Origin of the sequence: Nocardia veterana NBRC 100344, from assembly GCF_000308855.1 — a bacterium.
Classification (GTDB): domain Bacteria; phylum Actinomycetota; class Actinomycetes; order Mycobacteriales; family Mycobacteriaceae; genus Nocardia; species Nocardia veterana.
Window position 1 is genome coordinate 23,572 of the sequence record NZ_BAGM01000131.1, and the last position, 25,545, is coordinate 49,116.

The following is a 25,545-nucleotide window of genomic DNA, read 5'->3' on the forward strand; positions in this document are numbered from 1 at the left end:
CTCAGGTCAGAGCCGTCACCGGACCGTCGAATGGCACAATACGTCCGGGGCACGACTGCGGTCACAACATCGACACCGAACCAGAGGGGGAGCCGAGCATGCTGCAAGCGGACATAGATGAGTTGAACAAGCTGGTGACGACACTGAAAGATGTTGCGACGCAAGTCGATGGGATCGTCGTCCGCACGACCGGCGACCAGATCACCGCTGCCTTGCCCGGCTGCACAATCGGCCCTGCTTGTGCCCAGCTCGGAGAGTTCACCGAAGGCGCATGGTTTCGCGTCGCCGAACGCGTTCGCGCACTGTCGGACCTCGTCTACAAGTCGGCGAACCTGTTCGCGGCGAACGATGAGCAGTTCAGGCTGATGCTCGACCAGATGGACTTTCACACGCGGGGTGACCGGTAATGCCGACACGCCCTGAAGTCGAGAAGTGGAACACCGGAAAGCTGTCGGAGTGGGCCACCGAAATCGATAAGGCCACGGGAACTTACGAAACCCAACTCAGCCGCATGGTCAGCCGGTTCACCGAGACCACGTGGAGCGGGGCGGCTCGCGATGCCGCTTACGACCGCTTCAGCGAGGAAAACACCGAGGGCCGCAAGCTATCTCAGGAGATCGCGGATGCCACGGAAGCTCTTCGCGCCGCGGATGGCCGCCTCGCCGACGAGCGGCGGATCCTGCTGGGCAGAGTCGCCGATGCCGAAGCTGACGCCGAGTCGCCGCTGGCACTCATGGTCGACGACCGGTGGGTGGTCCAGACAAAACAGGCTGTCCTGAGCGGCGCCCAAATCCAGGACGACCTGCGCAAAGCCAAGGAACGGATCGATCACCACCAAGGATTGATCAATACCGCGTACCACAGCCTCGCAGGTGCCATCAGCGAAGTAGCAACCGCAATCACCAGTGCGTCGGAGAAGATTCGCGCGCGTGGCAACCTGTTCGGCAGCGGCATCGACGCTCCGGTGACCGCAGCGGACACGGGGAAATTCGGTCAGGAAGACGGCAAAGCGGTGCACGATGCCGTGCGTCCGGACGGCACCATCGATAAAGCCAAGCTCGAAGAGATCTCGGGGCATCTGCCAGAGGGCATCCTTACCGAAAAGGATCTGCAGGACCTCGCCGACGGCAAAGATGTCGCGACTCTGCCCGCAGCCACGCAGGAGTACTACCGCGAGTTCTATCAAAATGCCGGCAAGGATGGGATTCTCGCGCTCAACGACTACTTGAAAGCCCAAGAGGACGGCGGCAACCCGACCGCCGCCGCCCGCCGCGACGCGCTCGCCAACGGGCTCATGGTCGTCTCGAACGAGCACATCGGCACCGGGAGGAACCCGAACGGATCGCTACAGTCGCCGGGCAGTTACAAGCAACTACCGGAAGATCTCCGGAAATTGGTGTCGACTCGGGTCGGAGGCCCCGATGCCAACGCCAAGACCTACCCCACTTGTCCCCCCGATACCGAACTCGGCGGCCAGCACAGATTCCTAGAGGACACCAAGCGATTCGGCGACCTGATCAAGCAGGCGAACCCCGGCTTCGAACCCGGCACAGAGTTTTCGCGTGAACTGACACGCCAGGCTGCTGCGCTCGGAGCACCGGGCATGACCGACGACACGGTGAACATGCCTGGCAAGCCGATCGATCGCTCGTCCATGGAAGGGCTCATGCGGGACTACCTGGAAGTCTCCAGCCGCAACCACGAGGCGATGACCCAACTCCTCACCGGACGGACCGAACCTGACTCGGTACCCCTCGAACCCGGATACGACCCGAAGAAGGTCATTCAGCCGTTACTGCATTACGACTGGAACGACTCGAACGGAGCACAACCACCGCAGCTGTTCAATTGGATCGGCGAGCAAGCCAACCCGCATCCGGCAACCGACGGACACCCGGAAGTCACGCCCGAACAGTCCAGTTTGGCCGGACGTGCGGCTTCAGGGCTGGCTGCGCTTCTGACCGCAGATGCCGACGGCAAGGATGGCAAGATCGGCCCCTTCGAGGCGCTGATGAACATGCCAGGACACGACCGGCAATCCCTCGGACAGATCAATCCGGGACTGACGCGGCAGCTGACCGGCGCGATGATTCCGTATCTCGACGACATCGCCGGTGCACCGGGGCATCCACATCCAGATTTCAACCTTCGTGATGGCAGCGTCGAGAACCGAGATCTTCAGGCAATCCGCTTGTCGGCGTTGTTCAACACCGATCAGGTCTCGTCAGGAGCCTGGAACGCCGCGATTACGCAACAAACAAATGAATATGCTGCCAAATATGCCAGCTTGTCGGGACTGTCGTCCAACGAGCGCGGTGAGTACACCGAAGCCGCGGGGCGATTGCTGGCTTATCAAGAGCAAGGATTGAGGGCGGAAGCATTCGATCGTGGTTTGAACGACAAGGAGGCGGCCGAAGAGAGCGCCGGGAGAAAGAAGCTCGGAGTCGACATCGCGGCAACAATCATCTCCGACGGAGTCGGCGAGAAAATCCCGGTCGCCGGCACAGCGATCGATGTCGCCGGCAAGTTCATTTCCGACGGCATAAAGCCGGGAGATACGAGTATCCCTCAGGAGCAAACTGAGGTTGTTCGGAATGAGCAGCGGAGTCAAATGTACTACGCTATGCTTCACGCGAAAGCCATGCAAGATCCGAACCTTTTCCAAAATATACCCAATGGCGCAGGCGCATTTCCGCCGGAATGGCTGGAGAATGGGAAGCTCAAGAGCTACGAAGACATCGTCGGAACTTCGGGAACCGAACAGCGCTTCCGCGTAGATAATCGCTTTCAATCGACGGCGGATGCGTGGCTCCAGGGCCTGCAAGTCGACACCGCAAGATTCCGGAGCGCAACTCTCGAGCAGCGTTTCGACAATTACGGTTACACAAGCTCCCCCGACGAGTACAAGAGCAAGGTTTTGAAGGGACATTGATGAATCGACCGCAGCGGTCCGTTCGGTGTCTCGGCCTCCTGGCGGTGTTGTCGACGTTCGTGACCTCGTGCGGGATACAGGGCGAGGATGAAGATTCACGCCCGGTACCGCAATGGTCGATTTCGTTCCGGTGGACCGCACCCGATGGAGTCGATCTAGATTCGCCGTCCGCGCAGATGGTGCGCGCAACCATCGAGAGCAATACGATTGCCGAATTCCTGAATCGTGACTACGGCTATCCTGGATGGCGCGCCGCCGATGACGCCTCGAACCCTGATGCTGTAATTCCGCATCAGATGCGCGAAGGCATCGGGACTGCTTACCTGCATCTCATTCCGTACAAGGAGGTGGCGCGGCCACTCTGGGTTGTCTGCAAGGATATGTCCGAGACGACCAGCGTCGTCGACGGCAAGTATCCCCTACCCGATCCGAACCACAGGAAAGAAAACCTCGAGGCCATCTCTGTGCAGATTGCCGACGCCCCGAGCGGAGTGCCGAAAAAAGATGAGCCATCGCTGATTCCTGCCGGCCCGCCCATCCTCGGTCCACCGGGACGTGCAGCCCGCCCCACTGAAGACGTGTTCTCGAACCTTGTCTTCGTGCACTATCAGGACAATTTGGACAATTATCGCGCGTTATGTCTCGCATGGGCAGAGTCGCGTTGGGGAGGGCCATCACCCAAACCGAGTCGAACCGAAAATGAACCACCGGAGATTCATCCCTTCTCCCCGGGATGGTCGAAGTAGAGGACTGCTGTGCAGGCCGACGCCCTGTGCAGCTGTGATCCCTGTGCCGAAAGTACCCCGCAGACGCGGACAACGGCCGGCGACGAGGCCCGGGGCTGTCGACGTTCGCAGGCCACACCGATATCATCGATATCAGGAGGTTGTTATGACAGATATTCTGATCCGGGACATTCCGGATTCGCAGATCGAGCAGATCGATCGCCGGGCCCGGGAGGCGGGACTGTCTCGCAGCGAGTTCCTGCGACGATGGCTCGAGAGGGACTTCCGCCCCACGACGACTGTCACGACCCGCGACCTAGAGCGGCTTGGAGCACTCGCGCAGGACTTGGACAATCCGGATGTCATGCGTCAGGCGTGGTCGTGAGCGCTCGCCCGTGGTTGATCGACAAGTCTGCCTTGGTGCGACTCGGCCGGTCTCCCGACGCCAACGAATGGGCGCAACGCATCGAGCGTGGTCTCGTTCGCATTTCCACGGTCACCGTCCTGGAGACCGGTTACTCCGCTAAAACCACACGCGACCTCGCCGATCTACTCGACCTCCCACCATTGGCACATATGCCGATCGAATACATGACACCCGCAGGCGAACGTCGAGCAGTCGAGGTGCTACGCACTCTCGCCGACCGCGGTCACCACCGCGCACCATCAATCCCCGACCTGCTGATCGCTGCAACCGCGGAAGGCGCAAGACTCACGGTTCTGCACGCGGACAAGGATTTCGACCTCATCGCCGAGATCACCGGGCAGCCCGTCGAACGGCTCCGCTTCTGACCGATGCGGCCCCGATCCAGCGCTTCTGACGCGCTTGCATCCGCCGTCCCCCCGTACCCACGGCACCCACTCGGAGACTTGAAAGCCTGTCGCGGCCCAGAAATTTCGTGACCGAGCCGGTGCCGGACTACGACGGCAATACAGTCACTGTCAGCGCGCCCAGCCGCTCGGGGTCGGCGACGACCTCGTAGGCGGTGACCTTGTCGTCGTGCACGGTTACCCGCAGTACTGCGGCGAGGTGTCCGGCCGGGGCGACGACGATTCCGACCGTGCCGTCGATCAGCGCGAGGCCCGCGGCCTGAGAACGGTTGCGTAGGAAGACCGTTTCCTCGGCCACTGCGGCGGCGCCGCGCACCACGGGTGCGATGCCGGGCGGCAGGATCGCGCGGTCCGCGGTCCGCACGACATCGGGGGCGAGGACTGCCAGCAGGGCGTCGAGGTCACCGGCCCGCGCCGCCGACAGGAATGCGTCGACCACGTCTCGGTGCCGGGCGAGTTCGGTCGTGGGTATCGCGGTGTCGCCGCGCACGCGGTGCCGGGCCCGGCTGGCCAGTTTCTTCGTCGTCGCGGCGGTGCGGCCCACGATCGGGGCGATGTTGTCGAACGGGACGGCGAACATGTCGTGCAGCACGAAGGCGACGCGCTCCTCGGGGCCGAGCGCGCGCATCACCACCAGCAGGGCGCGGCCGACCGAATCCGCCAGCACCGCTTCGGTTTCCGGCTCGGCGTAGCGCACGCCGCCGGCTGCCGGCGCCGCGCCCGGATTCGCCGGATCCACGAGTTCTTCGTTCCGCGCCGCGCGGGAACGCAACTGGTCCAGGCAGATTCGCGAAACCACCGTCGTCAGCCAAGCGGCGAGATTGCCGATTTCGCCCGCCCGGCGACCCGCTGCCGTGGCCCGATCGAGGCGTAACCAGGCTTCCTGCACCGCGTCCTCGGCCTCCCCCAGCGATCCCACGATCCGGTAGGCGATATCGCGCAGCAGGTCGCGGTGCTGTTCGAAGCGTCGCGCCAAGTCGTCCCGATCGCGCACCGGTCACCTTTCTCGGGTTTCACACGTCGAAGGGATGCGCCGACGATTCCGCCCTGTTCGTCCGCGCCGTGAGGTCGGCCCTCGACCCACGATGGCAGATCGGGGCACCGAAGGACAGGAGGGTGCCATGCACACCACATACGTGATCGTCACCGTCGTCGCCGCCGCGACGGTGTTCGGCACAACCGTCGTCGACATCGTCGCCCCGGAGTGGGTCCGCGGCAATATGCGCAGCTACGGGGTCCCGGAATGGGCGCTGCTGCCGTTGGCCGTGATCAAGGCGGTCGGCGCACTCGGCCTGCTGGTGGGGCTGGCCGTCCCGCCGATCGGTCTCGCTGCGGGCATCGGGCTGGTGCTGTACTTCCTCGGAGCCGTATTCACCGTGGTCCGTGCCCGTTGGTACACGCATATCCCGTATCCGATGCCGTGTCTGCTGCTCGCGGTGGCGACGGTGAGCCTGTTTCCGGCGGCGTGAGCGCCGGCCGGTAGTGAGTTCGTCGGAGCCCGCGAGATCCGGCACCAGCGTGAAATTCTCCTGGGGTGTTCGGCGGCAAGGACGGCGCCCGGACCCGCACCCAGCCCTCGTCGTTGAGAAGCCGTCCGGGCAAGTCGACCCCCGAGTGAACTATCGTCGTTGGGCACTCTGAACAAGGCGTTTTTGTTCGCGCGTTGCGTCCGAGGATGCCGGCCGGATCGGATAGGAATGTGATGACGACGGATCAGCCCGACCGTCAGAAGCGTTGGTTGGTCTTGACCGCGCCGGGCTGGGGGACCGATGAGGCGACACAACAGGAACTACCACCGGAAGCGATCATCGGAGGCTGGCAGATCGACGAGGACGGCCGTTCGGGGCCGTTCGAACCGAACCTCGCCTACCTGCCCGCCGACGAGTCGTGGCCTTCCGATCCGCTCGATGCGATCTTGCGTCAGGCGGCGGCCGATCCTTCGCAATCGATCGACAAGCGAAACCTGATCCGCGACTTCATCGCTACTTTGTGGAATTCGGTTGTCGATATCGGATGCGATGCCGACGGCCGCCCGCTGCTCTGCACCTCGGAGGATGTGCCATGCGTGCTGATCACCACCGCCGCAGTGCATCGGCAGGGCGTCGAAGTGGATCGATGGCGTCCACTGGTGGGCGACAGGATTGCCGACGCGGTTCCCGCCGGCGTGGAAGTCCTCATCAACCCGAACAGTCCTGCGTCGTGTCGTCTGACCGTCGCCGCGCTGCGACCACCCGCACCCCGAGTGTGAGGTGATGCCGTGTTCACCGAACGGCTGAGATCGCTACTCATCGATCCGCTGATCAAACTCACCGGCAAGGAGTCGCGCGGCTTGGCGGAGAAGTACGTCGGAACCGCGGGAAAGCTCGACACGGCCGGCAGGACAGCCACCGCAACCGACGAGTTCGGTGCGAACGGGTTTCACCGCCTCGAGGCCATTCCGGTCGAGAACTTCGTACCCGACCGGGAAGTCACGTTTCGCCCCTCCCAGGTGGTCAGTGAGACGCGGCGGGCGGAGCAAAGGTTCAAGAAACCCGCACTGGTCGTCGATTACCCCGTCGAGGACGCCGCTCACATGGAGCAGTGGTCGAAGGGGAAGTACGCATACGACGGGGAGGATCACGGGTACAACATCGTCAGACCCGACGATGTCCAATTCAAGAGAGCCACCGATGACGGTTGGAACCTGGATACCGCGCCGTGGGTTCGGCGATGGCCGCCGGAGGACAACACCTTCGTCCGCAGTCGGTCGTTGACGGAGCCTGTGAGCGGCGAGACCACCCACTCGCCGAACGGTGCCCCCGGCCGGCGCCGACTGCTGACGGTCAAAACCGGATGGCGGAAGACCGAGACCGTCGCCGTAGATGACGAAACGCTGTTGAAAATACAGGCAGCGAACAAACAGCTGGCACGAGCCGCCCAGAAGAACGCCGGCCCGGTAGTGCTGCTGCCGGACAAGAGCTTTCCCAGCTCCGCGGACGCGCACATCGAGAATCTGCGAACCAGCATCGGCAGTCCCGAGATGTACGTACCCACCGGCGATGTGTCCACCACGATCGGTGACCCGAGAACCGTGGAGGGTGCGCTGAGGGATCACGTCATCCCAGGCCGGACCGGGATCGAAGTGCACAAAACCGATGACAGTCCCGCATGGCAACGCCTGGGAGCGAAGCCGGGAACCCGCGAATCATGGGCAGAGCCCTGACGAGGTATCAGCGTGCGCAAGCCCTCGTCTTCAGTGGCGCGCTGCTCGGCCGCGGCGTCCTGGCCTGACTCCACTGCCGCCGCCGTGTGGCGTGCGGTCAGTGTCGGCCGGCTACCCGTTCGACCGCCACGAGGATCTCCGACAGCAGCGGCAGCGATTCGTCCCGCTGCGGGGCCCTGGCCCACCAGCGTCCTTCGTGGGTGTGGCGACCGAAGCCGGTCGGGAGAATGACGTTGCTGCGGTGGGAGCCGATATCGACGCCGTGACGCTGCAGCCGCCCGTTGCGGTCCGGATCGGGATATCCGTCGAATACCGCGAGAAAGGTTCGCCGCGGCGGATTTTCCCGCACCAGCACCGGGCCCGGAATCCCCCGCACGGTCAATTCCCCGAGGAGCAGCGCGCCCAGCGGTTCCGGCGTGTTCACCGCCGCGACCGGACCCACCAGCGGTAATACGACATATCCGGGGGAGGTGACGCGGACGTAGGGTAAGCCGAACAACTCGCGATACGTATCGGCCCAATCCTGCGGCGTGGCAATCTCTTTCAATCGCACGGTGCACCTCACTCCCGGTCGATGTCCCGGTCCCGTTGCCGGCCCGGGTCGTCGGTTGTTCCAGTGAATACCGAAAATGTCAGCAGTTACACGTCTTTCGGTGAATCGCGTGCGAATTGTCAGCCACGAGTGAGCTTCACCACTCGGCGAGCCGCCGCGGCGGTCCCTCGTCGATCCGCGCAACGACGGGTGGCGATCTCGGATCGAATCGGCAAAGGTCGATCGACTTCCCGTGTTCGCGCAGATGGCGCGGGTAGTCTCGGGGCATAATCGGCTTACGGCAGGCGAGTCCGGGAGGTCGTTGTGGCTTGCGACTTGATGCTCATCGCGTACGACGGATCCGAGAATGCGAAGCGGGCCGTGGAATATGCGGGGCGCTTTTTGTCCGCCCCGAGGGCGATCGTGCTCACCGCCTGGGAGCCGATGGTGCGGCAGGCGGCGCGGTTGTCCGGACTTTCCGGGGTGATGCAGCCGGAATGGCTGCCGGACGAGGAGATCGAGGATATCGCCTACGTCGATGCCAAGCAGATCAATGCCGAGGGCGTACGGCTGGCCAAATTGGCGGGGCTGAATGCCGAACCGCGCACAGCCGAATGCACCTCGACCATCTGGAATGCGATCGTCGACGTCGCGGACGAACTGAATGTCGACATCATCGTCGCGGGTACGCGGGGGGCGACCGGAATTCGCGCGCTCCTGCATTCCAGCGTCGCCGAGGCCGTGCTGAAACACTGCCACCGGCCGATTCTGCTGGTACCTCCCGGAAAAGAACCTGTTCCGGTCAGCGATCTCGCCGGATAGATTCGGGCGCTCCGGCCCCGAGCGTGCCGCTGCCCACATGAGACGTGTATCGCTACCCGGACGCCGCCGATGCGGCGCACGACTAGGGTCGGGAAACTATGGACGGATTTCTGCTCGCACAACCGGGGGGCGTGGTCCGCACGGCCGGCACCCGGCGCGCATTCGATGATGCGCGGCGGGCAGCGGCGGCCCTGCGCGACGGCGCGGTGGAGCTGATCGTCGGCGCGGTGCCGTTCGATCCGGCCGATCCGGCCGCCCTGTGCGAACCCGCGCACGCGTCGCATACCGCGGGCCCGTGGCGACCGGCCGCCCTCCCATCGTTGCCCGAAGTCCGGGTGGTAGCCGAAATCCCCAGTCCCGCCGAACATATGGCGCGAGTGACGAAACTGGTCGAGCAACTGTCCGACCCCGGGCAGCCGCTGCGCAAGGTGGTGGCGGCACGCTCGCTGGTCGCCGCCGCCGAACAACCGCTGGAACCGGACGTGGTCGCCGCGCATCTGCAGGTCCGTCATCCGCAGGCCAATATCTTCGCCGTCGACCTCACCCCCGCCGGCCGGGCCGGCGCCACCCTGGTCGGCGCCACACCGGAGATTCTGGTGACACGCCACGGCGACACCGTCACCCTGCGGCCGCTCGCGGGCACCCTGCCCCGGCACACCGACCCCGGCCGCGACGCCGACCGTTCGCGGGAGTTGTTGTCCAGCAGCAAGAATCGCGAGGAACACGCCTTCGTTATCGAATGGATCCGGCAACAGCTCACCCCCGTTTGCGCGGAACTCACCATCCCGGGAGAGCCGGAACTGGTCAGCACGGCCGAGGTGTGGCATCTCGCCACGCCCATCACCGGGCGGCTGCGCGACCCGGCCACCACGGCCCTCGATCTGGCGCTGTTGCTGCATCCGACGCCCGCGGTCTGCGGCACACCGACCGAGCTGGCGCTGCGCACCATCGGTGACATCGAGGAGCCGCGGGGCTTCTACGGCGGCGCGGTCGGCTGGTGCGACGGACGCGGTGACGGCGCCTGGGTGGTGGCGATCCGCTGCGCGGAGCTGTCCGCCGACGGCCGCACCGTGCAGGCCTACGGCGGCGGCGGGATCGTCGCGGCCTCCGATCCGCGCACCGAACTGGACGAAACCACGGCGAAACTGCGGACCCTGCTGAACGGTCTCGCCTGCGCGGTCCCGGATCAGTCGAGCTGAACCGGCGAGCGCCGAACGGCGTCTCGGGCGTGCTGCGTGTCCACCGGGGCCGGTCCATGTTGTAGGTTGGCTCGCAAGACGCCTGTGTCGATGTTGGGAGTACGCGATGAAGTTTGCCGTCCCGGGGGTTGCGAGCGCCGTCGCCGGAGCACTGCTCGGCGTGATCGCGGTGTTCATTGTCGTGACGGCGACAGCACAGAATTCGCGGCCCGAGGTGGATCGCAGTGGCGACGCCTCGTCGTCGCTGCTGAACAACGTTGAGTACGGCGCTCGCTGAGTCTGCGACCACCGCTGCCCGACCCGCCGACACCCCGTCCTCGGCCACCGCACCACTGGGCCGGCGCTGGTTCGCCGGTACCGTTCTCGTCGCCTTCCTGCTGACCTTTCTGCAGGCGCCCGGGCGTACCGTCGCCGACACCAAGTACGACCTGGCCCAGAATCCGCTCGGGTTCCTGGAACGCGCCGCTCATCTGTGGAGTAGTCAGGCTCCGATGGGGCAGGTGCAGAACCAGGCCTACGGCTATTTCTTCCCGCACGGCGCCTTCTTCTCGCTCGGCCACCTGCTGGGTATCCCGGCCTGGACGACCCAGCGGATCTGGTGGGCGCTGCTCGTCCTCGCCGGATTCTGGGGCGTCGTCCGGCTGTGCGAGGTGCTCGGCATCGGCACCCGGGGTTCTCGGGTCGTCGCGGCGATCGCCTTCGCGTTGTCGCCGCGGGTGCTGACCACGCTCGGCTCGATCTCGTCGGAAACTTTGCCGATGATGCTGGCGCCGTGGGTGCTGCTCGCGCCGGCGGCGTTGGGGGTCGTCGGCCTGCCGCGGGCGCATCCGGCCCGCTCGGGATGGCGGCGGCTGCTGCCGCCCCGGGCGACCGCCGAATCGCTATCGATGCGCGGTGCCACCTCACCGGCCGCGAGCGCCCTCGCCCTGGCGCTGATGGGTTCGGTCAATGCCGTCGCGACCGTCGCGGCCTTCCTGCCGGCCGTCCTGTGGTGGGCCTCCTACCGCCCGAATCGCACCTGGTGGCGCTTCACTCGGGTGTGGATTCCGCTGCTCGCCCTCGGCACCTTCTGGTGGGTGGTGCCGCTGCTGCTGCTCGGCAAGGTCAGTCCGCCGTTCCTGGACTACATCGAATCCTCCGGGGTCACCACCCAGTGGGCCTCACTCGGCGAGGTGCTGCGCGGCACCGACAGTTGGACCCCGTACGTCTCCCCGGAGCGGATCGCGGGCGCGGTGCTGGTCACCCAGCCCGCGGCGGTGCTCGCCACGGGCGTGCTCGCCGCGGCGGGGATGGCGGGCCTGGCGCTGCGATCGATGCCGGCAAGGGGGCGATTCACCCTCGTCCTGATCGTGGGTCTGGTCGGGATCTGCGCCGGTTACGCCGGGCAGCTCGGCGGACCCTTCGCCGAATCGGTCCGGATCTTCCTCGATTCCGGCGGCGCCCCGCTGCGCAACGTGCACAAGCTGGAGCCGCTGATCCGGATTCCGCTGGTGATCGGGCTCGCGCATCTGCTGCGGCGGGTGCCGCTGCCCGCCTCGGTGCCGATGCCGGTGTGGCGGCGGGCCTTCGCGCATCCGGAACGGAATCGGATGGTCGCGGTGGCGGCGCTGTTGCTGGCGGCGCTGGCGCTGTCCACATCGTTGGCGTGGACCAGCAAGCTGGCCCCGCGCGGCGCCTACGACAAGGTGCCGGCGTATTGGCAGCAGACCGCGCAGTGGTTGGCGCACAACGCCTCCGATGCGCGCGCCCTGGTGGTGCCGGGAGCGCCGTTCGGCAGTCAGATCTGGGGGCTGACCCGCGACGAACCGCTGCAGGCGCTCGCCACGACCCCGTGGGCGGTGCGCGATGCGGTGCCGCTCACCCCGCCCGGTGCCATCCGAGCCATGGATTCGGTGCAGCGCCTGATCGCCGACGGTCGCCCGTCGGCGGGCCTGGCGCCCACGCTGCTCGACCAGGGCATCGGAATCCTGGTGTTGCGCAACGATCTCGACCCCGACACCTCCCGCTCCACCCGGCCGATGCTCGCGCACGAGGCGATCGAGGGTTCGCCCGGCATGACGAAGGTCGCCGAGTTCGGCAATCCGATCGAGGTCGGGCACGGGGACGGCCTGGTCGCCGACGGCGATCTGCGACCCACCTATCCCGCCATCGAGATCTACCGCGTAACGGGCGACGAGCCCGGCGCACCCGCCGATATTCGTAGTGGGCCCGGTGCGCCGGCGAATTTCCCGGGTGCGCGTACGGTCCCGCTGAATTCGGTTCCGGTGGTTCAGGGCGGACCGGAAGTGCTGGAACGGATGCGCCGCATCGGAGACGCACACGGCCCCACCCTGTTGGCCGCCGACGCGGCGCGGGCGGGGCTCACCCCCACCGCGACCACGGTCACCGATACGCCGATGGATCGTGAGGCCGATTTCGGCCGGGTGGACAACCACAATTCGGCGCTGCGCGCGCCGACCGATGCCCGCCGCACCCACAATTTGGTGCCCGACTACGCGGTTCCCGGCACACCGCTGGTCGAGGGGCAGTGGTCGGGCGCCACCGTCACCGCCTCCAGTTCCGCCGCCGATGCCACCCAGCTCGGCGGGGCGGCGCCCGGTAGTTCGACAGCGGCCGCATTCGACGGTGATCCCACCACCGCATGGTTGAGCACCAGCGCCGAACACGCTGTGGGGCAATGGCTTCGGCTCGCCCTGGATCATCCGATCACGGCCGGGGCGGTGCGGGTGACCACCAGCCCCGCGGCGATCGGTGATCCGGTGAAGTGGATCGAGGTGCGCACCGCCAACGGCACGGTTGCCGCACGCATCTCCGAACCCGGTGTGCCGGTATCGGTTTCGCTGCCGCCCGGGCGCACCGACTGGCTGACCATCACCGCGACCCGCACCGAGAACGGCACCGGCGGCGGACAGTTCGGCATCAGCGAGGTCAACCTGTTCGACTATTCGAATCGGGACGCGCCGACGCCGGTGGATATTCGGCATCGCACGGTGCTGCCGCCGGTGCCGCCGGGCTCCTCGGTCCGGGGATGGGATCTCGGGCAGGAATTCCCCGGGCGCAGCGGCTGTTTCGACGCGCCCGACCGGGTCCGGTGCAGTAAGGGGCTCGCGCTGCCGGCCGAGGAACCGGGAACCTTCGAGCGAACACTCAGCGTCCCCGCTCCGACGACGGTGATCCCGCAGCTGACCGTGCGCACTCGGCAGGGACCGGCGCTGGAGGGGCTGTTGACCGATCCCGAGCGTCCGGTCGCACGCGGTAAGGCCGATGTCGGTGATCTGCGCGGGTCCGCCTTCGCCGCCACCGACGGCGACCCGCGAACCAGCTGGATCGCACCCGAGGACACCGTGCGCAACCGCGCGGGCGGCAAGCCGACGCTGACCATTCAACTGCCACGACCGGAACTGGTGACCGGGGTGGAGGTCACGCCGCCGATGGGCGCGCTCCCCGCCCGGCCGACCTCGCTCGCGGTGAACCTCGGCGACGGTCCGCAGGTCCGGGAGATCCCGCCCGCACCGAAGGGGCGCGACCCGGAGGCGACCGCCGACAACGATTCGCCCGGCCGATCGCCCACCACCACGCCCGCCCCGAACGCCCCGGCGCCGGAACCGCAGTCGACCGATACCCCGGCCCCGATGTCCGCACCACCGACCCCGGTCCGGCTCGACCTGCATCCATATGTCACCGACCACATCGAGATCAGCATCGACACCTGGAAAACGGTGTTGGATCGCACCGCCCTCGGCCTGACCCAGCAGCAGCCGCCCGGGATCGCGGAGATCTCCGTTCTCGGGCCGGACTTTCCGGCGCCCGCGCCCGGCGACCGGCTGGTCACCGTCGACTGCGATCATGGCCCGACCCTCGCCGTCGCGGGACGCGTACTGCACACCAGCGTCACCGCGACGGCCGACGAATTGCGCAGCGGTAAGCCGGTTTCCGCAACCGTCTGCCCGGCCGGCCCGGCGTCGCCGGACCTCGACAGCGGGCCCGCGGACTTCTCCTGGCCCACGGTCGATCTGCCGAGTGGACCGGTGGATGTGACGGTCGCGCCGACCGACCTGTTCTCGGTCGATGAACTGCGCTTGCCCAGCACCGCTTTCCCGGCGACGGCCGGTACCGCCGCGGCGCCGGGCGAGCGCCTGCTGACTCTGCCGTTGAGTACGAATGTGGGGTGGGCGGCGCACACCGCGGACGGCCGTGCGCTGCGGCCGGTGGTGGTGGACGGCTGGAAGCAGGGCTGGATCGTCCCGGCTGGTGCGCACGGGCCGGTCACGATCGAATTCCCGATCGACCGCTGGTATCGCCTCGCGATCTTCGGCGGTCTGCTGTTGTTGCTTCCCCTGGTGCTGCTGGCCGTACCGGTTCCGGCGCGCATGCGTAGATGGCTGGACGACAAGGCAATTCGCGTCTTCCGCCGCGCCGGGACAGCTGCCGAGGCCACCTCCGCTCGCACGGCGACGGCGGAGAGCGAGTCCGCGCGAGCCCCGCGCAGCGACGCGGCGATTTCACCGCCGGGCGCAGCGGCGGCATCGCCGGATCACGCGCCGGTCGTGGCGGTGCCGGGCCCGGAGCCGAGCGCGACGAGCTACGACCCGCCGCCGCGGACCTGGGACAGCTGGTGGCTGGGTGCCGCCGGAATGACGATCGCCGCCTTCCTCGTCTCCGGTCCGGTCGGAAGTCTCTGCGCCGCAACGGCGTTGGTCGCGATTCGGGTCCTGCCGCGGGCTCCGATCGCCCTGGCCGTCCTCGCCGCGGCGGGCACCGTGGTGGGTGAAGCCGCACTCTCGACCGGTCCGTGGCGGTCGTCCGAGGTCTATATGGGCGGCTCCCTGTGGGCACAGTTCCCCGCATTGGTCGCCGTGGTGGCGGTCGGGGTCGCGGCCCTGCCCGCGCGGAATCCGCTGCGCCGGTCGCGACCGCGGGTCAACCGAAACGGCGTTTGACCCAGTGCCGCACCGGCTCCTCCACCAGCGCGTAGCTGGCCGCCGCCAGCGGCAGCGTGAAAGCCACCGTCAATGCCAGCACGTGCAGAAAGCCCCCGTTGAACGGGATGAATCCGAAGATCGGGAACATCATCGCCAACACCACCAGGTGCCAGATGAAGATGCCGTAGGACCAGCGCCCGATCGTCAGCGCCACCCGGCTCTGTAGCAACCGGTGCGGCGCGAGGCCGACCACGAGCGGGGCGAGCAGGCCGAATCCGATCAAGGCCCCTAGACCCATTTTCATCGCGTACTGCCAGGCCGTACCGCGGGCCAGCCCGGCCGGGCCGGCCAGATCGGTGGCCGAGAGCGCGAACGCGACCGCCGCCAGCGACCACATCAGCCGACGACTTCCGATCCACCGCTGCCAGCGCGGCACCGGGGCTCCCGCCCGGGACCGGGCGGCGAGGATCTCGGCCAGCTCGGCGAGCACCATGCCGCCGGCGAACCACGGCAGATATCCGGGCAACCAGTTGTCCGCGTGAATCGCATCCGGGGTGGGCACCGGCAGAAAATTCCAACTCAGGCTGACCAACCCGAGGGCGGCCACCGCGGCGACCCGGCGCCGGGCCGCCGTGCCGCGCAACCGAACCAGCGCCCACGCCAGCAGCGGCAACACCAGATAGAAGGCCATTTCGACCGACAGGCTCCACATCTGAGTGAGCCCGTCGGTGAGCGTCAGCGGGACGAAGACCTGCAGCAGCGCCAGATTCGCGAGCCACACCCGCAAACCCGCCGAATGTGCCGCGGACGGCAGCAGTATCAGCGCCGCGCACACGACGACCCAATACGCGGGCAGGATCCGGGCGCCACGATGCAGGAGATAGCGGCCGGTCGGGGGTGCCGCGCCCAGGCCGCGGGCCGCGGCGGCATGCGGTCGCCACAGCAGGAACCCGGACAGGCCGAAGAAGACCGCGACCGCCATATCGAATCGTTCCCACACCCGGCCGATCACCGGCTCCCCGGCGGCGCCGGTCTGGAAAGCGACATGGGTCAGCACCACCCCGAGAGCGGCCAGCCCGCGCATACCTTCCAGTGCCGGAACGAATCTGCGCGTCCCGGACGCCGCCTGGGTGTGCGGCGGTGCGGCGCCGGCCGGCACGTCGGTGCTGGGTGCGGCGGTTTCGGGCGTTGCGGTCATCGCGGTCCAGTCTGCCCTGCGGGCATCGGCCGCCGCCGGACGCCCGTACTTTTTCGCGGTGTTTTCCGTACTCAGCTCGCCGGGTTAAGGTGCCGGACTGTTAGTGTCGGGGCTCACGAGTGCTTGTGTTATGACCGCACCCGGTTATGAGCGCACCCGGACGAGGCTTGTTCGACGACGAGGAGAGTTTGCATGGCACTCAGTGCCGGTACCAAGAGGACGGTGGCCTGCCTGCTCGTGGGACTCGGTGCGCTGTTGATCGTCGCAGCGATACTGATCCCGACCTATGGGGTGAGCCAGTTGGCCAAAACTCCCCTCGACCTCGAGATCACCACGATCGCGACGAACAAGCCGGACGCACCGAGTGAGGTGCTGGACGCCAAATCGCTGACCTCCGGCGACGGCCCGGTCAAGATCGACAAGAACGTCGGCCTGATCTCGCAGCGCTTCCTCACCGTCGAGGACCCCTCGGGCAAGACCAATATGACCATCCAGGCCGGTCAGACCCTGCGCAACAAGGACAAGACCGGTGACACCGGGCTGCTGACCGCGACCATCGACCGGGTCACCATCAACCGCAAGACCGGTGAGCCGATCGACGACGACCCGAACGGCTCCATCGCCGTCACTGTCGACAGCAAGGGCAACAGCGTCCCGGATCCGGTGCAGCACACCGGTCTGCAGTACCGGTTCCCGATCGGCACCGAGAAGCAGACCTACCCGTACTTCGACATCAACGCGCGCAAGTCGTTCGATATCAAGTTCGTCGAGGAGACCGAGATCAACGATCTGAAGGTCTACCACTTCCAGCAGCAGATCCCGCCGCAGAACCTGGCCAAGGTGGTCTCGACGCCGACCAACCGGCTCACCTTCCCGGCCGCCAAGTGGGGCGTGCCGGGCGACGGCGACGTCACGATGGACCGGTACTACACCAACACCCGCGACGTGTGGGTCGAGCCGCAGACCGGAACCGTGATCAAGGGTTCCGAGCAGTTGCACCTGTACTACGCGCGCACCGCCGACAAGCCGGAGGTCAACGCGATCAACACCACGCTGGTGTTCGACGACGACACCGTGCGGTCGCAGATCGACGAGGCGCGCAAGTACATGGACGAGCTGTCGCTGTACGGCCGCACGCTGCCGATCGTCTTCGGTGTGCTCGGTGCGATCTCGCTGATCGCCGGCCTGGTGCTGGGCCTGCGCGGTGGCGACGACGGCTCCTCGAAGCCGGGCCGGCTGGTGCGCAAGCCGAAGCAGCCCGAACCCGGCACGGCCGGCGGGTCCGATCGGGCCTTCTCGGAAGCGCCGACACAGCAGATCGATATCAGCAAGAACCTCTAGGGTCTCGACACGCCAGTGGCTCCCCGGTCGGAAAACCGGGGAGCCACTGGTTTTTCGGGGTTTGTCGCTTTTCGGGGCTTATCGCTGCGCCGGGCGGGTCGCCGGCTGCATCCGGAAGCTGATCGCCTCCATCAGCGGCTTGCGCTGCGTCTTCTGCACCGCCGCGATCCGCCACTCGCCGTCGCTCTCGCGAACCACGGTGTAGGTGGCCATCTTCCCCAGCTTCTTCGGCTTACCCTTGGACGATTCGCCACGGGTCAGCACCACGGCGGTATCGCTGCCGTAGCGGCGGATCTCGACGATCTCGACGGTGAGCCGGGTGCCCTTCAGGAAGCTGTCGAACAGCGCCTGGTGGGCGTTGCCGATCTCGGCGCCGCCGTGATAGACGGTGCCGACATAGGTGACGTCGGTGGCGTCGGCGGTGAAGCAGGCGCCGTAGGCGGCGCCGTCGCCGCGGTTCCAGGCTTCGCTGCTGCGTTCGATGAGAGCGCGGATGGCGGCGGTGTCGGTGGCGGTGGTCATGATCTTCTCCTCAATCGGCGAGTAGGTTCAGGGCGGTTCGGCGCGGCAGCAGCCGCAGGGCGGTGGTGAGTACACGATCGGGCCGGCTGGTGAGAACCACCGGACCCTGTTTGTCGGACAAGGCTTTTCGGGCTCGACGGACCACGTCCTCGGGCGATCGCACCAGCCAGGGCGGGACGTCCTCGGCGGTCTGAGCACGGGTGGCGGTGACGCCGGGGCACAACGCCAGCACGTGCACGCCACGCGATTTCTGTTCGTGCCAGAGGGTTTCGGAGAAAGTGGTGACGAACGCCTTGGAGGCGCTGTACACACTCATTCCGGGCTTTGGCGAAAGGGCCAGTGTGGAGGATACATTCACCAGGGCGCTGCCCGGGCGGGCGGTGGCGAGAAAGGCATGCGCCAACGCCACCGTCGCCCGGCAGTTGAGATCCATCGTCTGCAGCGCGGCGTCGAGCGGAAGTTCGGCGAAGTCGCCCGGTACGGCCGTTCCGGCGTTGTTCACCAGGAGGGAATAGCCGCCCCGGCGCAACAACTCGGAGGTCTCCGCGACTCCGGTCGCGGTGGACAGATCCGCCGCCAGATAGTCGTGTCCGGCGCCGAGGTCCGACATCAGCTCGGCCAGCGGTTCGGCGCCGCGTGCGACGGCGGTGATCGAAAACCCTTCTTCGGCAAGGGCGGTGGCGAAGGCCCGGCCGATGCCGGCACTCGCCCCGGTCACCAACGCCTTCACCGCTCCAGCTCCGGCTTGGTGGCCGGATCGAACAGGAAGGACACCCGCTCGAACACCGACTGCCGCTTGGTGTTGTGGAAGCTCGCAATCCGCCACTTCCCGTCGGCTTCCCGGACGAGGGTGTAGGTCTGGGTCTTGGACAACTCCTTCGGGCGGTCGCCGTCGTAGCGATCACCGCGGCTGGTGACGATGGCGACGTCGTCACCGTAGAACCGGACGCCGAGGAAGGAATCGGCCAGCTTGCTGCCCTTCAGGAATCCGCTGAACAGGGCGCGGTGCGCCTCGGTGAGATCGCGGCGGCCGCTGTAGTAGGTGCCCACGAAGGTCGTGTAGGTCGCGTTCTCGGTGAAGGTCGCGCCGTAGGCGTCGGCATCGTTGCGATCCCAGGCCGCGGTCATCTCGCCGATGGTGGCGCATACCGCGCGCAGATCCTCGGCGCTGCCACCGTCTGCCCGCACGCTCGTGCATTCGGCCACTCCGGTGTTGTGCACATCCGAGGTCTGATCCAGCCAGACATATCCGCCGGCGGCGGCGATGCCGAGGCCCAGCACGGTTGCGCCCACCACCTTGGCGACGGTGCGGCGACGGTTTTTCGCCGGGGCGGTGGGGGCGGCCGGCTCGGTCTTGGCGGTCATGGGAGGTCCCTTTCGTGCTACTCTCTGCGTGGAAGATTTTTCTTCCTAGAAGATTTCTCTTCGTTGAGGAAGAGATTAGGAGAAAGGTGGGACCGTGTCAACTCCCGCTCGTGAAAACGACCCCAGCCAGGTCTTTCGGCGGTATCTGAGTTCCGTTGTGCTGCATGCGCAAGCGGGCGCGAAGGCGGTCGGGCTCGGTGCCACCGACCTGTACGCGCTGAACATCCTGGAGTTGAGCGGCGCGATGACCCCGGGCGAACTCGGCGCCCGAACCGGACTGACCACCGGGCCCACCACGCGGCTCATCGACCGCCTCGAAGAGGGTGGCTACGTGCGCCGGGTGGCGGATCCGAACGACCGGCGCAAGGTGATCGTCGAGCCGGTCGACCGGCCCGCGGGCCTGGACCGCGCCCTGGCTCCGGCTCGCCGCCGAATCGGCGAGATCGTGCGAAGCTATTCCCCACAACAGCGGGAGCTGCTGTTCGACTACTTCGCCCGTGCGGCCGACGCCTACCAGCGAGCCGCCGAGGAGATCACGGAACCGGGCGGACCGGCCACCGAACGAGCCGAATAGCGCCCGGACCGAATGGAGACCGACCTTGCCGAACCCCACCCCGCGCGGCGCGGTGCGCGCCGACCTGAACATCTCGCTGGACGGTTTCGCGACCACCACCGATCAGACCCCGGACGATCCGATGGGTGCGGACTGGTCCCGTCTGGTCGGCGCTTACACGGCCACCCGCACCTTCCGTTCCCGCGTGCTCGGTGACACCAGCGGCGCAGGCACGACCGGTGTCGACGACGCTTATGCCGCAGCGTATTTCGCGGAACTCGGCGCCGAGATCATGGGTGCGGGGATGTTCGGACTGCACGCGCACCCCGACGATCCCGACTGGCGCGGCTGGTGGGGTGAGGAACCGCCGTTCCACATCCCGGTCTTCGTGTTGACGCACACCCCGCGGCCGTCGATCGAGATGGCGGGCGGGACCACTTTCCACTTCCTCGATGCCGAACCGGCCGCGGCGCTCGAACGCGCGCACGCGGTCGCCGGCGGCAAGGATGTACGGATCGGTGGCGGCGCGACGGTGGTTCGCGACTTCCTGGCGGCGGGACTGATCGATCAGTTGCACGTCGCGATCGCGCCGATCCTGCTGGGCCGGGGAATTCGCTTGTGGGACGGGCTGCGCGGGCTGGAATCGGACTACGAGGTGACCGCCGAGACAGCGGAGAGCGGCACCACCCACATCACCTTCCGGCGCGATCACACGGGTTGATCACCGGCGGCCGGACGGGCGCGAGACCCGCACCGATCACGCCGATTCGGTATCGGGCGCGGCCGATTCGTGGTGCCGGGCCACCATCGCCACGAGGATGCTCGTCGCCGCGCCCGCGGTGATCGTCGCGGCGGTGATCAGTCCGGGCAGCGTGCGCACGAGTGTGAGTGTGACGGCGAGCTCGACCGCCAGTCCGAGCCAGATCACGGCCGCCGGCGCGGTCCGGTCCACCGCGATGGCCGACAGCAGCGCACCCTGCAGCACCGCGAGCAGTGCGCCGTCGAGGGCGAACAACCACAACCAGCCCTGGATCGGCCCGTAGTCGGCCCCCGCGAACAGCGGAGCCAGCGGCGCGAAGAGGGCCGCACCCGCGACCGCGACCAGACCCACCACGGCGAGAACGCCCAGTGCGGAACGAACGGCTCGCACCGAATGTTGCGGCTGGGCCATTCGGGGATACAGCACCACCCCCACCGCCTGCGGCAGCCAGAAGGCGATCTTGGTGGCGATGGCGCCCAGCGCGTACCGACCGGCGTTCGCCTCGTCCAGGACGATCCGCGCCACGATGAGATCGGCGGACGACAGCGCCATCAATCCGGCCTGCACCTGCGCGGCGCGCAGTACGGCGGCCACCCCGGCGGTGGTCGCCACGGCTGCCCGGCGCGGGGCGGCGAGCACACCCGACTCCGATGTGCCGAGGCCGGCCGAATCGCTCGGTCCGACCGCGAAATCCGGCCCGTCGGGGGTGGGCGGAGTGGGGGTCGTCGCCTCCGGCGGAACCGACGATCCCACCGCCCCGTGCGTGACCCGACGCGCCGCCACCGCCGCGACCACCAAACCGACTACGGCCGAACCCAATGCGGCAGCCGCGCCGCCGCCCACCGCCAGAACGACGAGTGCCGGAGCCACGCGAGCGACCCCGGTACCACCGAGAATCATCGCCAGCGCGCGAAAACGCTGATACCCCTGCAGAATTCCCTGCTCGCCGGACAGCAGGACCAGAATCGGCGCGGCCGCGAGCGCACCCGCCGCCGCGGCGATATCGGCCTTCAGCACGATCGCGACGATCGGGGTCAGCACCGTCGCGGCCACCGCGACGATCACGGCGCAGCGTCGGGCCAGCCCGCGCACCGCGGCCGGAGCCGCACCGCGGACCAACTCCCGGGCCACCACGTTCTGCAATGCCAGGGCCGGCACCGCCGCGAGCAGCTGCACCGCGAGCAGACTCGCGAACTCGCCGTACCCGGCGGCGCCCAGCCAGCGCCCGGCCAGCAGTTGCAGCAGGTAGCCCGCGATATTCGCGGTCATCGCACCGGCCGTCACCAGGGTCATATCCGCGACCACGGGCAGACGACGCAGGGCAGGCATTCCGCCATGCTCCCATCTGGCCGCCGCCCGGCCCAGCCGAGGTCGGCGGGCGCGTAGCCCCGGGCGCCGGCGACGGCGTGATTCAGCGGGCGTCCGCCGATTGGCGGCGCACATCGAGCAGGTGGTGGCGGATCTCGTGCACGGTGTGGACCGCCACCCAGCGCAGGTCACGCTCGACGCGTTCGGGGTAGTTGTACTCGACTCGCCGATCCCAGTCATCGGCCGTCAGCCGGTCGAGCACGTTGGCCAGCAGCCGGGCGGCGACCGCCAACTCCTCCGCCACCCGCGCCGGCTCCTGCTCGGCGTAACCGTCGTGCGCGACGCGCTCGTCCCGGCCCATCGTCGTCAGCACCGGACGGTCGACCCGGCGTGCGAGCAGGACCCGCTCCCGCTGCACCAGCAGCACGTCCCGGACGTGGCACGCATATTCGAGCGGCGACCACTGTTGCGGGCTGCGGCGACGCGCGGGATCGACACCGGCGGTCAGCGCGGCGGCGAGGTCGGCCGCACCCCGCCGAATCGCCGCGGCAGCTTCCGGCGCCCGCTCCGGCCGGTAGTCGAATCCGCATTCCGAACACTGGTCCATTTCGGCTCCACCCGTTGACATCATCTCAGTGAGATCATATCGTTGGTATCATTGCGACGGTATCAACGAGAGGATCGAGAATGTCCGAGGAGACGAACAAGGCGGCGATCCGCCACTTCCTGCGCGTCGGCGACGCGGATACCCGAGATCTGGCGGCCATCTGGGCCGCCTTCACACCCGACTGCACCTTCCCGACCCTCGCGGCCCGCTCCGGGCGCAGCACCTTCACCGTCGACGACTACCGGGAGTTCCTGCTCGACTACTTCCGCGCCCTACCGGATGCCACCTTCACCCCGGAGGAACTGATCGCCGAGGACGAGCGAGTGTGGGCCCGGATCACCATCCGGGGAACCCATTCCGCCGACCTGCGTGGCGTACCCGCGACCCACCGGCGCGTCGAGTACACCCAGTTGGGGATGTACACCCTTCGCGACGGCAAGATCTGCGCGGCGCGCGCGGTATTCGACGACCTCACGCTGCTGCGGCAGATCGGCGGCCGGATCTGAACCGGTCGACCGGCGCGAGTACCGCGGGTTTCGGGCCGACGTAGGGTGGCTCAGCGTGACCGGGGCTGGAGAACGTAACCATGGCACCTGTGGGGCGTCGCCGTCCGCGGCAACCCGTCCACGTCGGTGGGCCGGCGTCGTTCCCGCGCTCTACAGCCTGCTCCTCGCCCTGATCGTGCTGGGACCGCTCCTCGGATCCGGATATCTGCTGCTGCGCGACGCGGTCAGCACGCCACGCTCGTATCCGACCGATGCGGCGCTGGGCTTGGGCGATGCGGCGCCGCGGGCGGTACCGCAGGACGGGCTGCTGGCCGCGCTCTCGGTCGTCGTCGACGGTGGATTCGCCGTGAAACTCATCCTGTTGGCGGCGCTCACCGCGGCGGGCTGGGGCGCGGCCCGCCTGGTCCGCAACCTGCTGCGGGTGTCACTGGCCCCGCAATTGGTGGCCGCCACAATCGCGATCTGGAATCCGTATGTGGCCGAACGGCTGCTACAGGGGCACTGGAGCTTGCTGACCGGATATGCCGCACTGCCCTGGGTGATCATCCTCGGCCAGCGAATACGTCTGGGGCACAGTCCTTCCCGAGAGCGAACACTGCGGGCCGAGGTCGACACAGACAGGCCCGACGCCACCCGCGATGTCGCCACCGACCGATCGGAGGTCTCCGTTGATCGCGCCACCGCTACCGAAACCGGCACGCACGAGTACTCCGACGCACCTGCCACCGAGGACTTTGCCGAGTCGCCGCCCATCTCAGGTACCCGCAGGACGGCGCCGGAATCGCCGCGTGCGCTTTTCGAGCCGATACGATGGCCGACGGCGGTCCGCTCCTGGCTGCTCCTCGGCGGTGTTCTCGCCGCGGCAGGACTGACTCCGACCGGGTCATTGCTGGCGGGACTGGTCACCGTGCTGGCCGTCGGCCGGCGGCACCTGGCCGGCGCGGTCCTGGTGTGGCTGTTCAGCGCCGCGCCCTGGCTGGTGGCCACGGCCCTGTCCGGTAGCGGGGCGGAGCCGTCCGATCCGGCCGGGGTCGCGGCGTTCGCCGCGCGAGCCGAGCCGGGACTCGCGACGGTGGGGAGTCTGGCCGGGCTCGGCGGAATCTGGAACGGCGCGGCGGTACCGGGCTCGCGGACCACGTTGTTCGCGCTGCTGTCGACGCTCGTCCTGGTGGTGATCGTCGGATGCGGTGTGCGCGCGGTAACGGCGGCCGGTGAACGGTCCACCCGCTATCCACGACGGATGTCGGTGGCGCTCGCCGCAGTCTGCATCGTGCTGCCGGCGCTGGCGGCGACGGGCTGGGGGCTCTCGATCGGCGAATCCCTCATCGAGAGCGTTCCCGGCGCCGGATTGCTGCGCGACACCCAGAAGTACGTCGCGCTCGCCATGCCCGCCTACGCACTGTGCGCGGCGGCCGGCTGTCGCGCTCTCGGCTCGGTGAGCATCCGGTTCGCACGCAACCGAAGGGCCGCACCGCCGGCCACCGCGGTCGGCGACGCCGAACCGATCGGCCGGGTCGCGCCGAATCCCGCGGGCGCGCAACCACTTGTGGCGACCGCCTTCATCGCGGCGCTGATCCTCACCCTCCCGGATCTCGCCTGGGGAGTCGGGGGCGCCCTGCGCCCGGTGCACTATCCATCGGGATGGCAGCAGGTGGCCGATCGCGTCGGCGGGCCCGGCGATGTCGCCGTCCTTCCCGCCGGCATGTTCCGGGTATTCCCTTACAGCGGAGCGGTTCCCGTCCTCGACCCCGCCCCGCGCATGCTCCGCGCGGACGTGCTGCAGACGGGCGTCCTGCCCGTCCGCGGCCGAATCGTCGCCGGCGAAGGCGTCCGCGCCCAACGGGTGGAGAGTTCCTTGCTTCGCGGGGCGGACCCGGCCGAACTCGCCCGGCAAGGCGTCGGGTGGCTCCTGGTCGAGCACCGCACCCCCGGCATCATGGGTAACTCGAAAGACACTGTCGCCCAACTACAACCGGTGTACTCCGACGCGAACCTCACCCTCTACCGCATCCCGGGCGCGGGCGACGTCGCGAGGGCATCGGCAACCGATCGCGGAATTTCACTCGCCGCGCACGCGCTGTGGGCGCTGATGCTCGCCGCCGGGTTCGCGGCGATCTGCTGCCGGTCGGTTCGCCCACCCACACCGGCAGGCAGGTTCCTTCGTCGCCGCGGCGTACCACCCGCCGTGGCCTAGCTGTTGCCCGGCGCATGCTCGACCGG

At 67.8% G+C, this 25,545-nt stretch carries 25 protein-coding genes; 17 read left to right on the top strand and 8 right to left on the bottom strand.

The window, feature by feature from the left end:
• Positions 1 to 98: 98 nt before the first annotated feature.
• The 5 genes from ON37_RS25215 to ON37_RS25230 all read left to right on the top strand — a co-directional run bounded on the left by ON37_RS25215 (position 99) and on the right by ON37_RS25230 (position 4,449).
• Positions 99 to 407 carry a hypothetical protein gene (locus ON37_RS25215; protein ID WP_051032021.1) on the top strand — a complete coding sequence of 103 codons (309 nt, stop codon included), beginning with the start codon at positions 99 to 101 and terminating at the stop codon, positions 405 to 407.
• Positions 407 to 2,932: a TPR repeat domain-containing protein gene (locus ON37_RS25220; protein ID WP_040722816.1), complete on the top strand. Its 2,526-nt coding sequence runs from the start codon at positions 407 to 409 to the stop codon at positions 2,930 to 2,932. Before ON37_RS25215 ends, ON37_RS25220 begins: the two co-directional genes overlap by 1 nt.
• A 176-nt stretch (positions 2,933 to 3,108) precedes the next feature.
• Positions 3,109 to 3,678, top strand: coding sequence for a hypothetical protein (locus ON37_RS33125; RefSeq protein WP_157171581.1), 570 nt, complete (start codon positions 3,109 to 3,111; stop codon positions 3,676 to 3,678).
• 145 nt (positions 3,679 to 3,823) lie between these two features.
• Positions 3,824 to 4,042 carry a type II toxin-antitoxin system VapB family antitoxin gene (gene vapB / locus ON37_RS25225; RefSeq protein WP_040722817.1) on the top strand — a complete coding sequence of 73 codons (219 nt, stop codon included), beginning with the start codon at positions 3,824 to 3,826 and terminating at the stop codon, positions 4,040 to 4,042.
• Complete coding sequence (locus ON37_RS25230) at positions 4,039 to 4,449, top strand: PIN domain nuclease (protein WP_040722844.1); 411 nt, start codon at positions 4,039 to 4,041, stop codon at positions 4,447 to 4,449. Before vapB ends, ON37_RS25230 begins: the two co-directional genes overlap by 4 nt.
• A 127-nt stretch (positions 4,450 to 4,576) precedes the next feature.
• On the opposite strand, the gene ON37_RS25235 is transcribed toward ON37_RS25230, so the two are convergent.
• The gene (locus tag ON37_RS25235; protein ID WP_040722818.1) at positions 4,577 to 5,482 is read right to left on the bottom strand and encodes a sigma-70 family RNA polymerase sigma factor; all 906 of its coding nucleotides are present in this window, start codon (positions 5,480 to 5,482) and stop codon (positions 4,577 to 4,579) included.
• A gap of 127 nt (positions 5,483 to 5,609) precedes the next feature.
• Here ON37_RS25235 and ON37_RS25240 point away from each other — a divergent pair, with 127 nt between their 5' ends.
• From ON37_RS25240 to ON37_RS25250, 3 genes are all read left to right on the top strand, one after another.
• Positions 5,610 to 5,957, top strand: coding sequence for a DoxX family protein (locus tag ON37_RS25240; protein WP_040722819.1), 348 nt, complete (start codon positions 5,610 to 5,612; stop codon positions 5,955 to 5,957).
• A 233-nt stretch (positions 5,958 to 6,190) separates the two neighbouring features.
• Positions 6,191 to 6,736 carry a type VII secretion system-associated protein gene (locus tag ON37_RS25245; protein WP_040722820.1) on the top strand — a complete coding sequence of 182 codons (546 nt, stop codon included), beginning with the start codon at positions 6,191 to 6,193 and terminating at the stop codon, positions 6,734 to 6,736.
• Positions 6,737 to 6,817: 81 nt separating this feature from the next.
• Complete coding sequence (locus ON37_RS25250; RefSeq protein WP_157171583.1) at positions 6,818 to 7,690, top strand: hypothetical protein; 873 nt, start codon at positions 6,818 to 6,820, stop codon at positions 7,688 to 7,690.
• Positions 7,691 to 7,787: 97 nt separating this feature from the next.
• On the opposite strand, the gene ON37_RS25255 is transcribed toward ON37_RS25250, so the two are convergent.
• A complete protein-coding gene (locus tag ON37_RS25255; protein ID WP_040722822.1) occupies positions 7,788 to 8,243 on the bottom strand; it encodes a hypothetical protein in 456 nt (151 codons plus the stop codon).
• Between the two features lie 303 nt (positions 8,244 to 8,546).
• Between ON37_RS25255 and ON37_RS25260 the strand changes: the two genes are divergently transcribed.
• From ON37_RS25260 to ON37_RS25270, 4 genes are all read left to right on the top strand, one after another.
• Entirely contained in the window at positions 8,547 to 9,044 is a 498-nt protein-coding gene (locus ON37_RS25260; RefSeq protein ID WP_085997386.1) for a universal stress protein, read from the top strand.
• 98 nt (positions 9,045 to 9,142) lie between these two features.
• Positions 9,143 to 10,243 carry an isochorismate synthase gene (locus ON37_RS25265; protein WP_040722825.1) on the top strand — a complete coding sequence of 367 codons (1,101 nt, stop codon included), beginning with the start codon at positions 9,143 to 9,145 and terminating at the stop codon, positions 10,241 to 10,243.
• Positions 10,244 to 10,349: 106 nt separating this feature from the next.
• Positions 10,350 to 10,520: a DUF2613 domain-containing protein gene (locus ON37_RS31995; RefSeq protein ID WP_083893268.1), complete on the top strand. Its 171-nt coding sequence runs from the start codon at positions 10,350 to 10,352 to the stop codon at positions 10,518 to 10,520.
• On the top strand, positions 10,501 to 15,183 hold the full coding sequence (locus tag ON37_RS25270; protein ID WP_373282084.1) for an alpha-(1->3)-arabinofuranosyltransferase domain-containing protein: 4,683 nt from the start codon (positions 10,501 to 10,503) through the stop codon (positions 15,181 to 15,183). Before ON37_RS31995 ends, ON37_RS25270 begins: the two co-directional genes overlap by 20 nt.
• Here the strand turns inward: ON37_RS25270 and ON37_RS25275 are convergent.
• Complete coding sequence (locus tag ON37_RS25275; RefSeq protein WP_051032022.1) at positions 15,164 to 16,363, bottom strand: acyltransferase family protein; 1,200 nt, start codon at positions 16,361 to 16,363, stop codon at positions 15,164 to 15,166. The genes ON37_RS25270 and ON37_RS25275 overlap by 20 nt on opposite strands.
• A 192-nt stretch (positions 16,364 to 16,555) precedes the next feature.
• Here ON37_RS25275 and pgfA point away from each other — a divergent pair, with 192 nt between their 5' ends.
• The gene (gene pgfA, locus ON37_RS25280) at positions 16,556 to 17,704 is read left to right on the top strand and encodes a cell envelope lipid trafficking protein PgfA (protein ID WP_040722826.1); all 1,149 of its coding nucleotides are present in this window, start codon (positions 16,556 to 16,558) and stop codon (positions 17,702 to 17,704) included.
• A gap of 78 nt (positions 17,705 to 17,782) precedes the next feature.
• Here the strand turns inward: pgfA and ON37_RS25285 are convergent, their stop codons facing one another.
• The 3 genes from ON37_RS25285 to ON37_RS32000 are packed head-to-tail and all read right to left on the bottom strand — an operon-like array spanning position 17,783 to position 19,591.
• Positions 17,783 to 18,226 carry an SgcJ/EcaC family oxidoreductase gene (locus ON37_RS25285; protein WP_040722828.1) on the bottom strand — a complete coding sequence of 148 codons (444 nt, stop codon included), beginning with the start codon at positions 18,224 to 18,226 and terminating at the stop codon, positions 17,783 to 17,785.
• A 10-nt stretch (positions 18,227 to 18,236) separates the two neighbouring features.
• Complete coding sequence (locus ON37_RS25290) at positions 18,237 to 18,956, bottom strand: SDR family NAD(P)-dependent oxidoreductase (protein WP_040722829.1); 720 nt, start codon at positions 18,954 to 18,956, stop codon at positions 18,237 to 18,239.
• Positions 18,953 to 19,591, bottom strand: a complete 639-nt coding sequence (locus ON37_RS32000; protein WP_083893269.1) for an SgcJ/EcaC family oxidoreductase — start codon at positions 19,589 to 19,591, stop codon at positions 18,953 to 18,955. The genes ON37_RS25290 and ON37_RS32000 overlap by 4 nt, the downstream gene beginning before the upstream one ends.
• Before the next feature lie 94 nt (positions 19,592 to 19,685).
• Here ON37_RS32000 and ON37_RS25300 point away from each other — a divergent pair, with 94 nt between their 5' ends.
• Positions 19,686 to 20,165 carry a MarR family winged helix-turn-helix transcriptional regulator gene (locus tag ON37_RS25300; RefSeq protein ID WP_040722830.1) on the top strand — a complete coding sequence of 160 codons (480 nt, stop codon included), beginning with the start codon at positions 19,686 to 19,688 and terminating at the stop codon, positions 20,163 to 20,165.
• Positions 20,166 to 20,190: 25 nt separating this feature from the next.
• Positions 20,191 to 20,865 (top strand): dihydrofolate reductase family protein, encoded by a 675-nt coding sequence (locus ON37_RS25305; protein WP_210741293.1) that lies wholly within the window; start codon positions 20,191 to 20,193, stop codon positions 20,863 to 20,865.
• 36 nt (positions 20,866 to 20,901) lie between these two features.
• Here ON37_RS25305 and ON37_RS25310 read toward each other — a convergent pair whose 3' ends face one another.
• Positions 20,902 to 22,233, bottom strand: coding sequence for a polysaccharide biosynthesis protein (locus ON37_RS25310; protein WP_040722832.1), 1,332 nt, complete (start codon positions 22,231 to 22,233; stop codon positions 20,902 to 20,904).
• Positions 22,234 to 22,315: 82 nt separating this feature from the next.
• Positions 22,316 to 22,819 carry a DinB family protein gene (locus tag ON37_RS25315; protein WP_085997388.1) on the bottom strand — a complete coding sequence of 168 codons (504 nt, stop codon included), beginning with the start codon at positions 22,817 to 22,819 and terminating at the stop codon, positions 22,316 to 22,318.
• An 80-nt stretch (positions 22,820 to 22,899) separates the two neighbouring features.
• On the opposite strand from ON37_RS25315, the gene ON37_RS31180 reads away from it, so the two are divergent.
• Together ON37_RS31180 and ON37_RS34330 are read left to right on the top strand one after the other, a co-directional pair.
• Entirely contained in the window at positions 22,900 to 23,325 is a 426-nt protein-coding gene (locus tag ON37_RS31180; protein ID WP_051032023.1) for an ester cyclase, read from the top strand.
• Positions 23,326 to 23,482: 157 nt separating this feature from the next.
• Entirely contained in the window at positions 23,483 to 25,519 is a 2,037-nt protein-coding gene (locus ON37_RS34330) for an MmpA family trehalose lipid delivery protein (RefSeq protein WP_245553454.1), read from the top strand.
• The last annotated feature ends 26 nt before the right edge of the window (positions 25,520 to 25,545 follow it).

Bases quoted from the DNA above. Each gene is read 5' to 3' on its own strand.
- ON37_RS25215 (WP_051032021.1), top strand. From the start codon at position 99: ATGCTGCAAGCGGACATAGATGAGTTGAACAAGCTGGTGACGACACTG.
- ON37_RS25220 (WP_040722816.1), top strand. From the start codon at position 407: ATGCCGACACGCCCTGAAGTCGAGAAGTGGAACACCGGAAAGCTGTCG.
- ON37_RS33125 (WP_157171581.1), top strand. From the start codon at position 3,109: ATGGTGCGCGCAACCATCGAGAGCAATACGATTGCCGAATTCCTGAAT.
- vapB (WP_040722817.1), top strand. From the start codon at position 3,824: ATGACAGATATTCTGATCCGGGACATTCCGGATTCGCAGATCGAGCAG.
- ON37_RS25240 (WP_040722819.1), top strand. From the start codon at position 5,610: ATGCACACCACATACGTGATCGTCACCGTCGTCGCCGCCGCGACGGTG.
- ON37_RS25245 (WP_040722820.1), top strand. From the start codon at position 6,191: ATGACGACGGATCAGCCCGACCGTCAGAAGCGTTGGTTGGTCTTGACC.
- ON37_RS25265 (WP_040722825.1), top strand. From the start codon at position 9,143: ATGGACGGATTTCTGCTCGCACAACCGGGGGGCGTGGTCCGCACGGCC.
- ON37_RS31995 (WP_083893268.1), top strand. From the start codon at position 10,350: ATGAAGTTTGCCGTCCCGGGGGTTGCGAGCGCCGTCGCCGGAGCACTG.
- ON37_RS25275 (WP_051032022.1), bottom strand. From the start codon at position 16,363: ATGACCGCAACGCCCGAAACCGCCGCACCCAGCACCGACGTGCCGGCC.
- pgfA (WP_040722826.1), top strand. From the start codon at position 16,556: ATGGCACTCAGTGCCGGTACCAAGAGGACGGTGGCCTGCCTGCTCGTG.
- ON37_RS25285 (WP_040722828.1), bottom strand. From the start codon at position 18,226: ATGACCACCGCCACCGACACCGCCGCCATCCGCGCTCTCATCGAACGC.
- ON37_RS32000 (WP_083893269.1), bottom strand. From the start codon at position 19,591: ATGACCGCCAAGACCGAGCCGGCCGCCCCCACCGCCCCGGCGAAAAAC.
- ON37_RS25310 (WP_040722832.1), bottom strand. From the start codon at position 22,233: ATGCCTGCCCTGCGTCGTCTGCCCGTGGTCGCGGATATGACCCTGGTG.
- ON37_RS25315 (WP_085997388.1), bottom strand. From the start codon at position 22,819: ATGGACCAGTGTTCGGAATGCGGATTCGACTACCGGCCGGAGCGGGCG.
- ON37_RS31180 (WP_051032023.1), top strand. From the start codon at position 22,900: ATGTCCGAGGAGACGAACAAGGCGGCGATCCGCCACTTCCTGCGCGTC.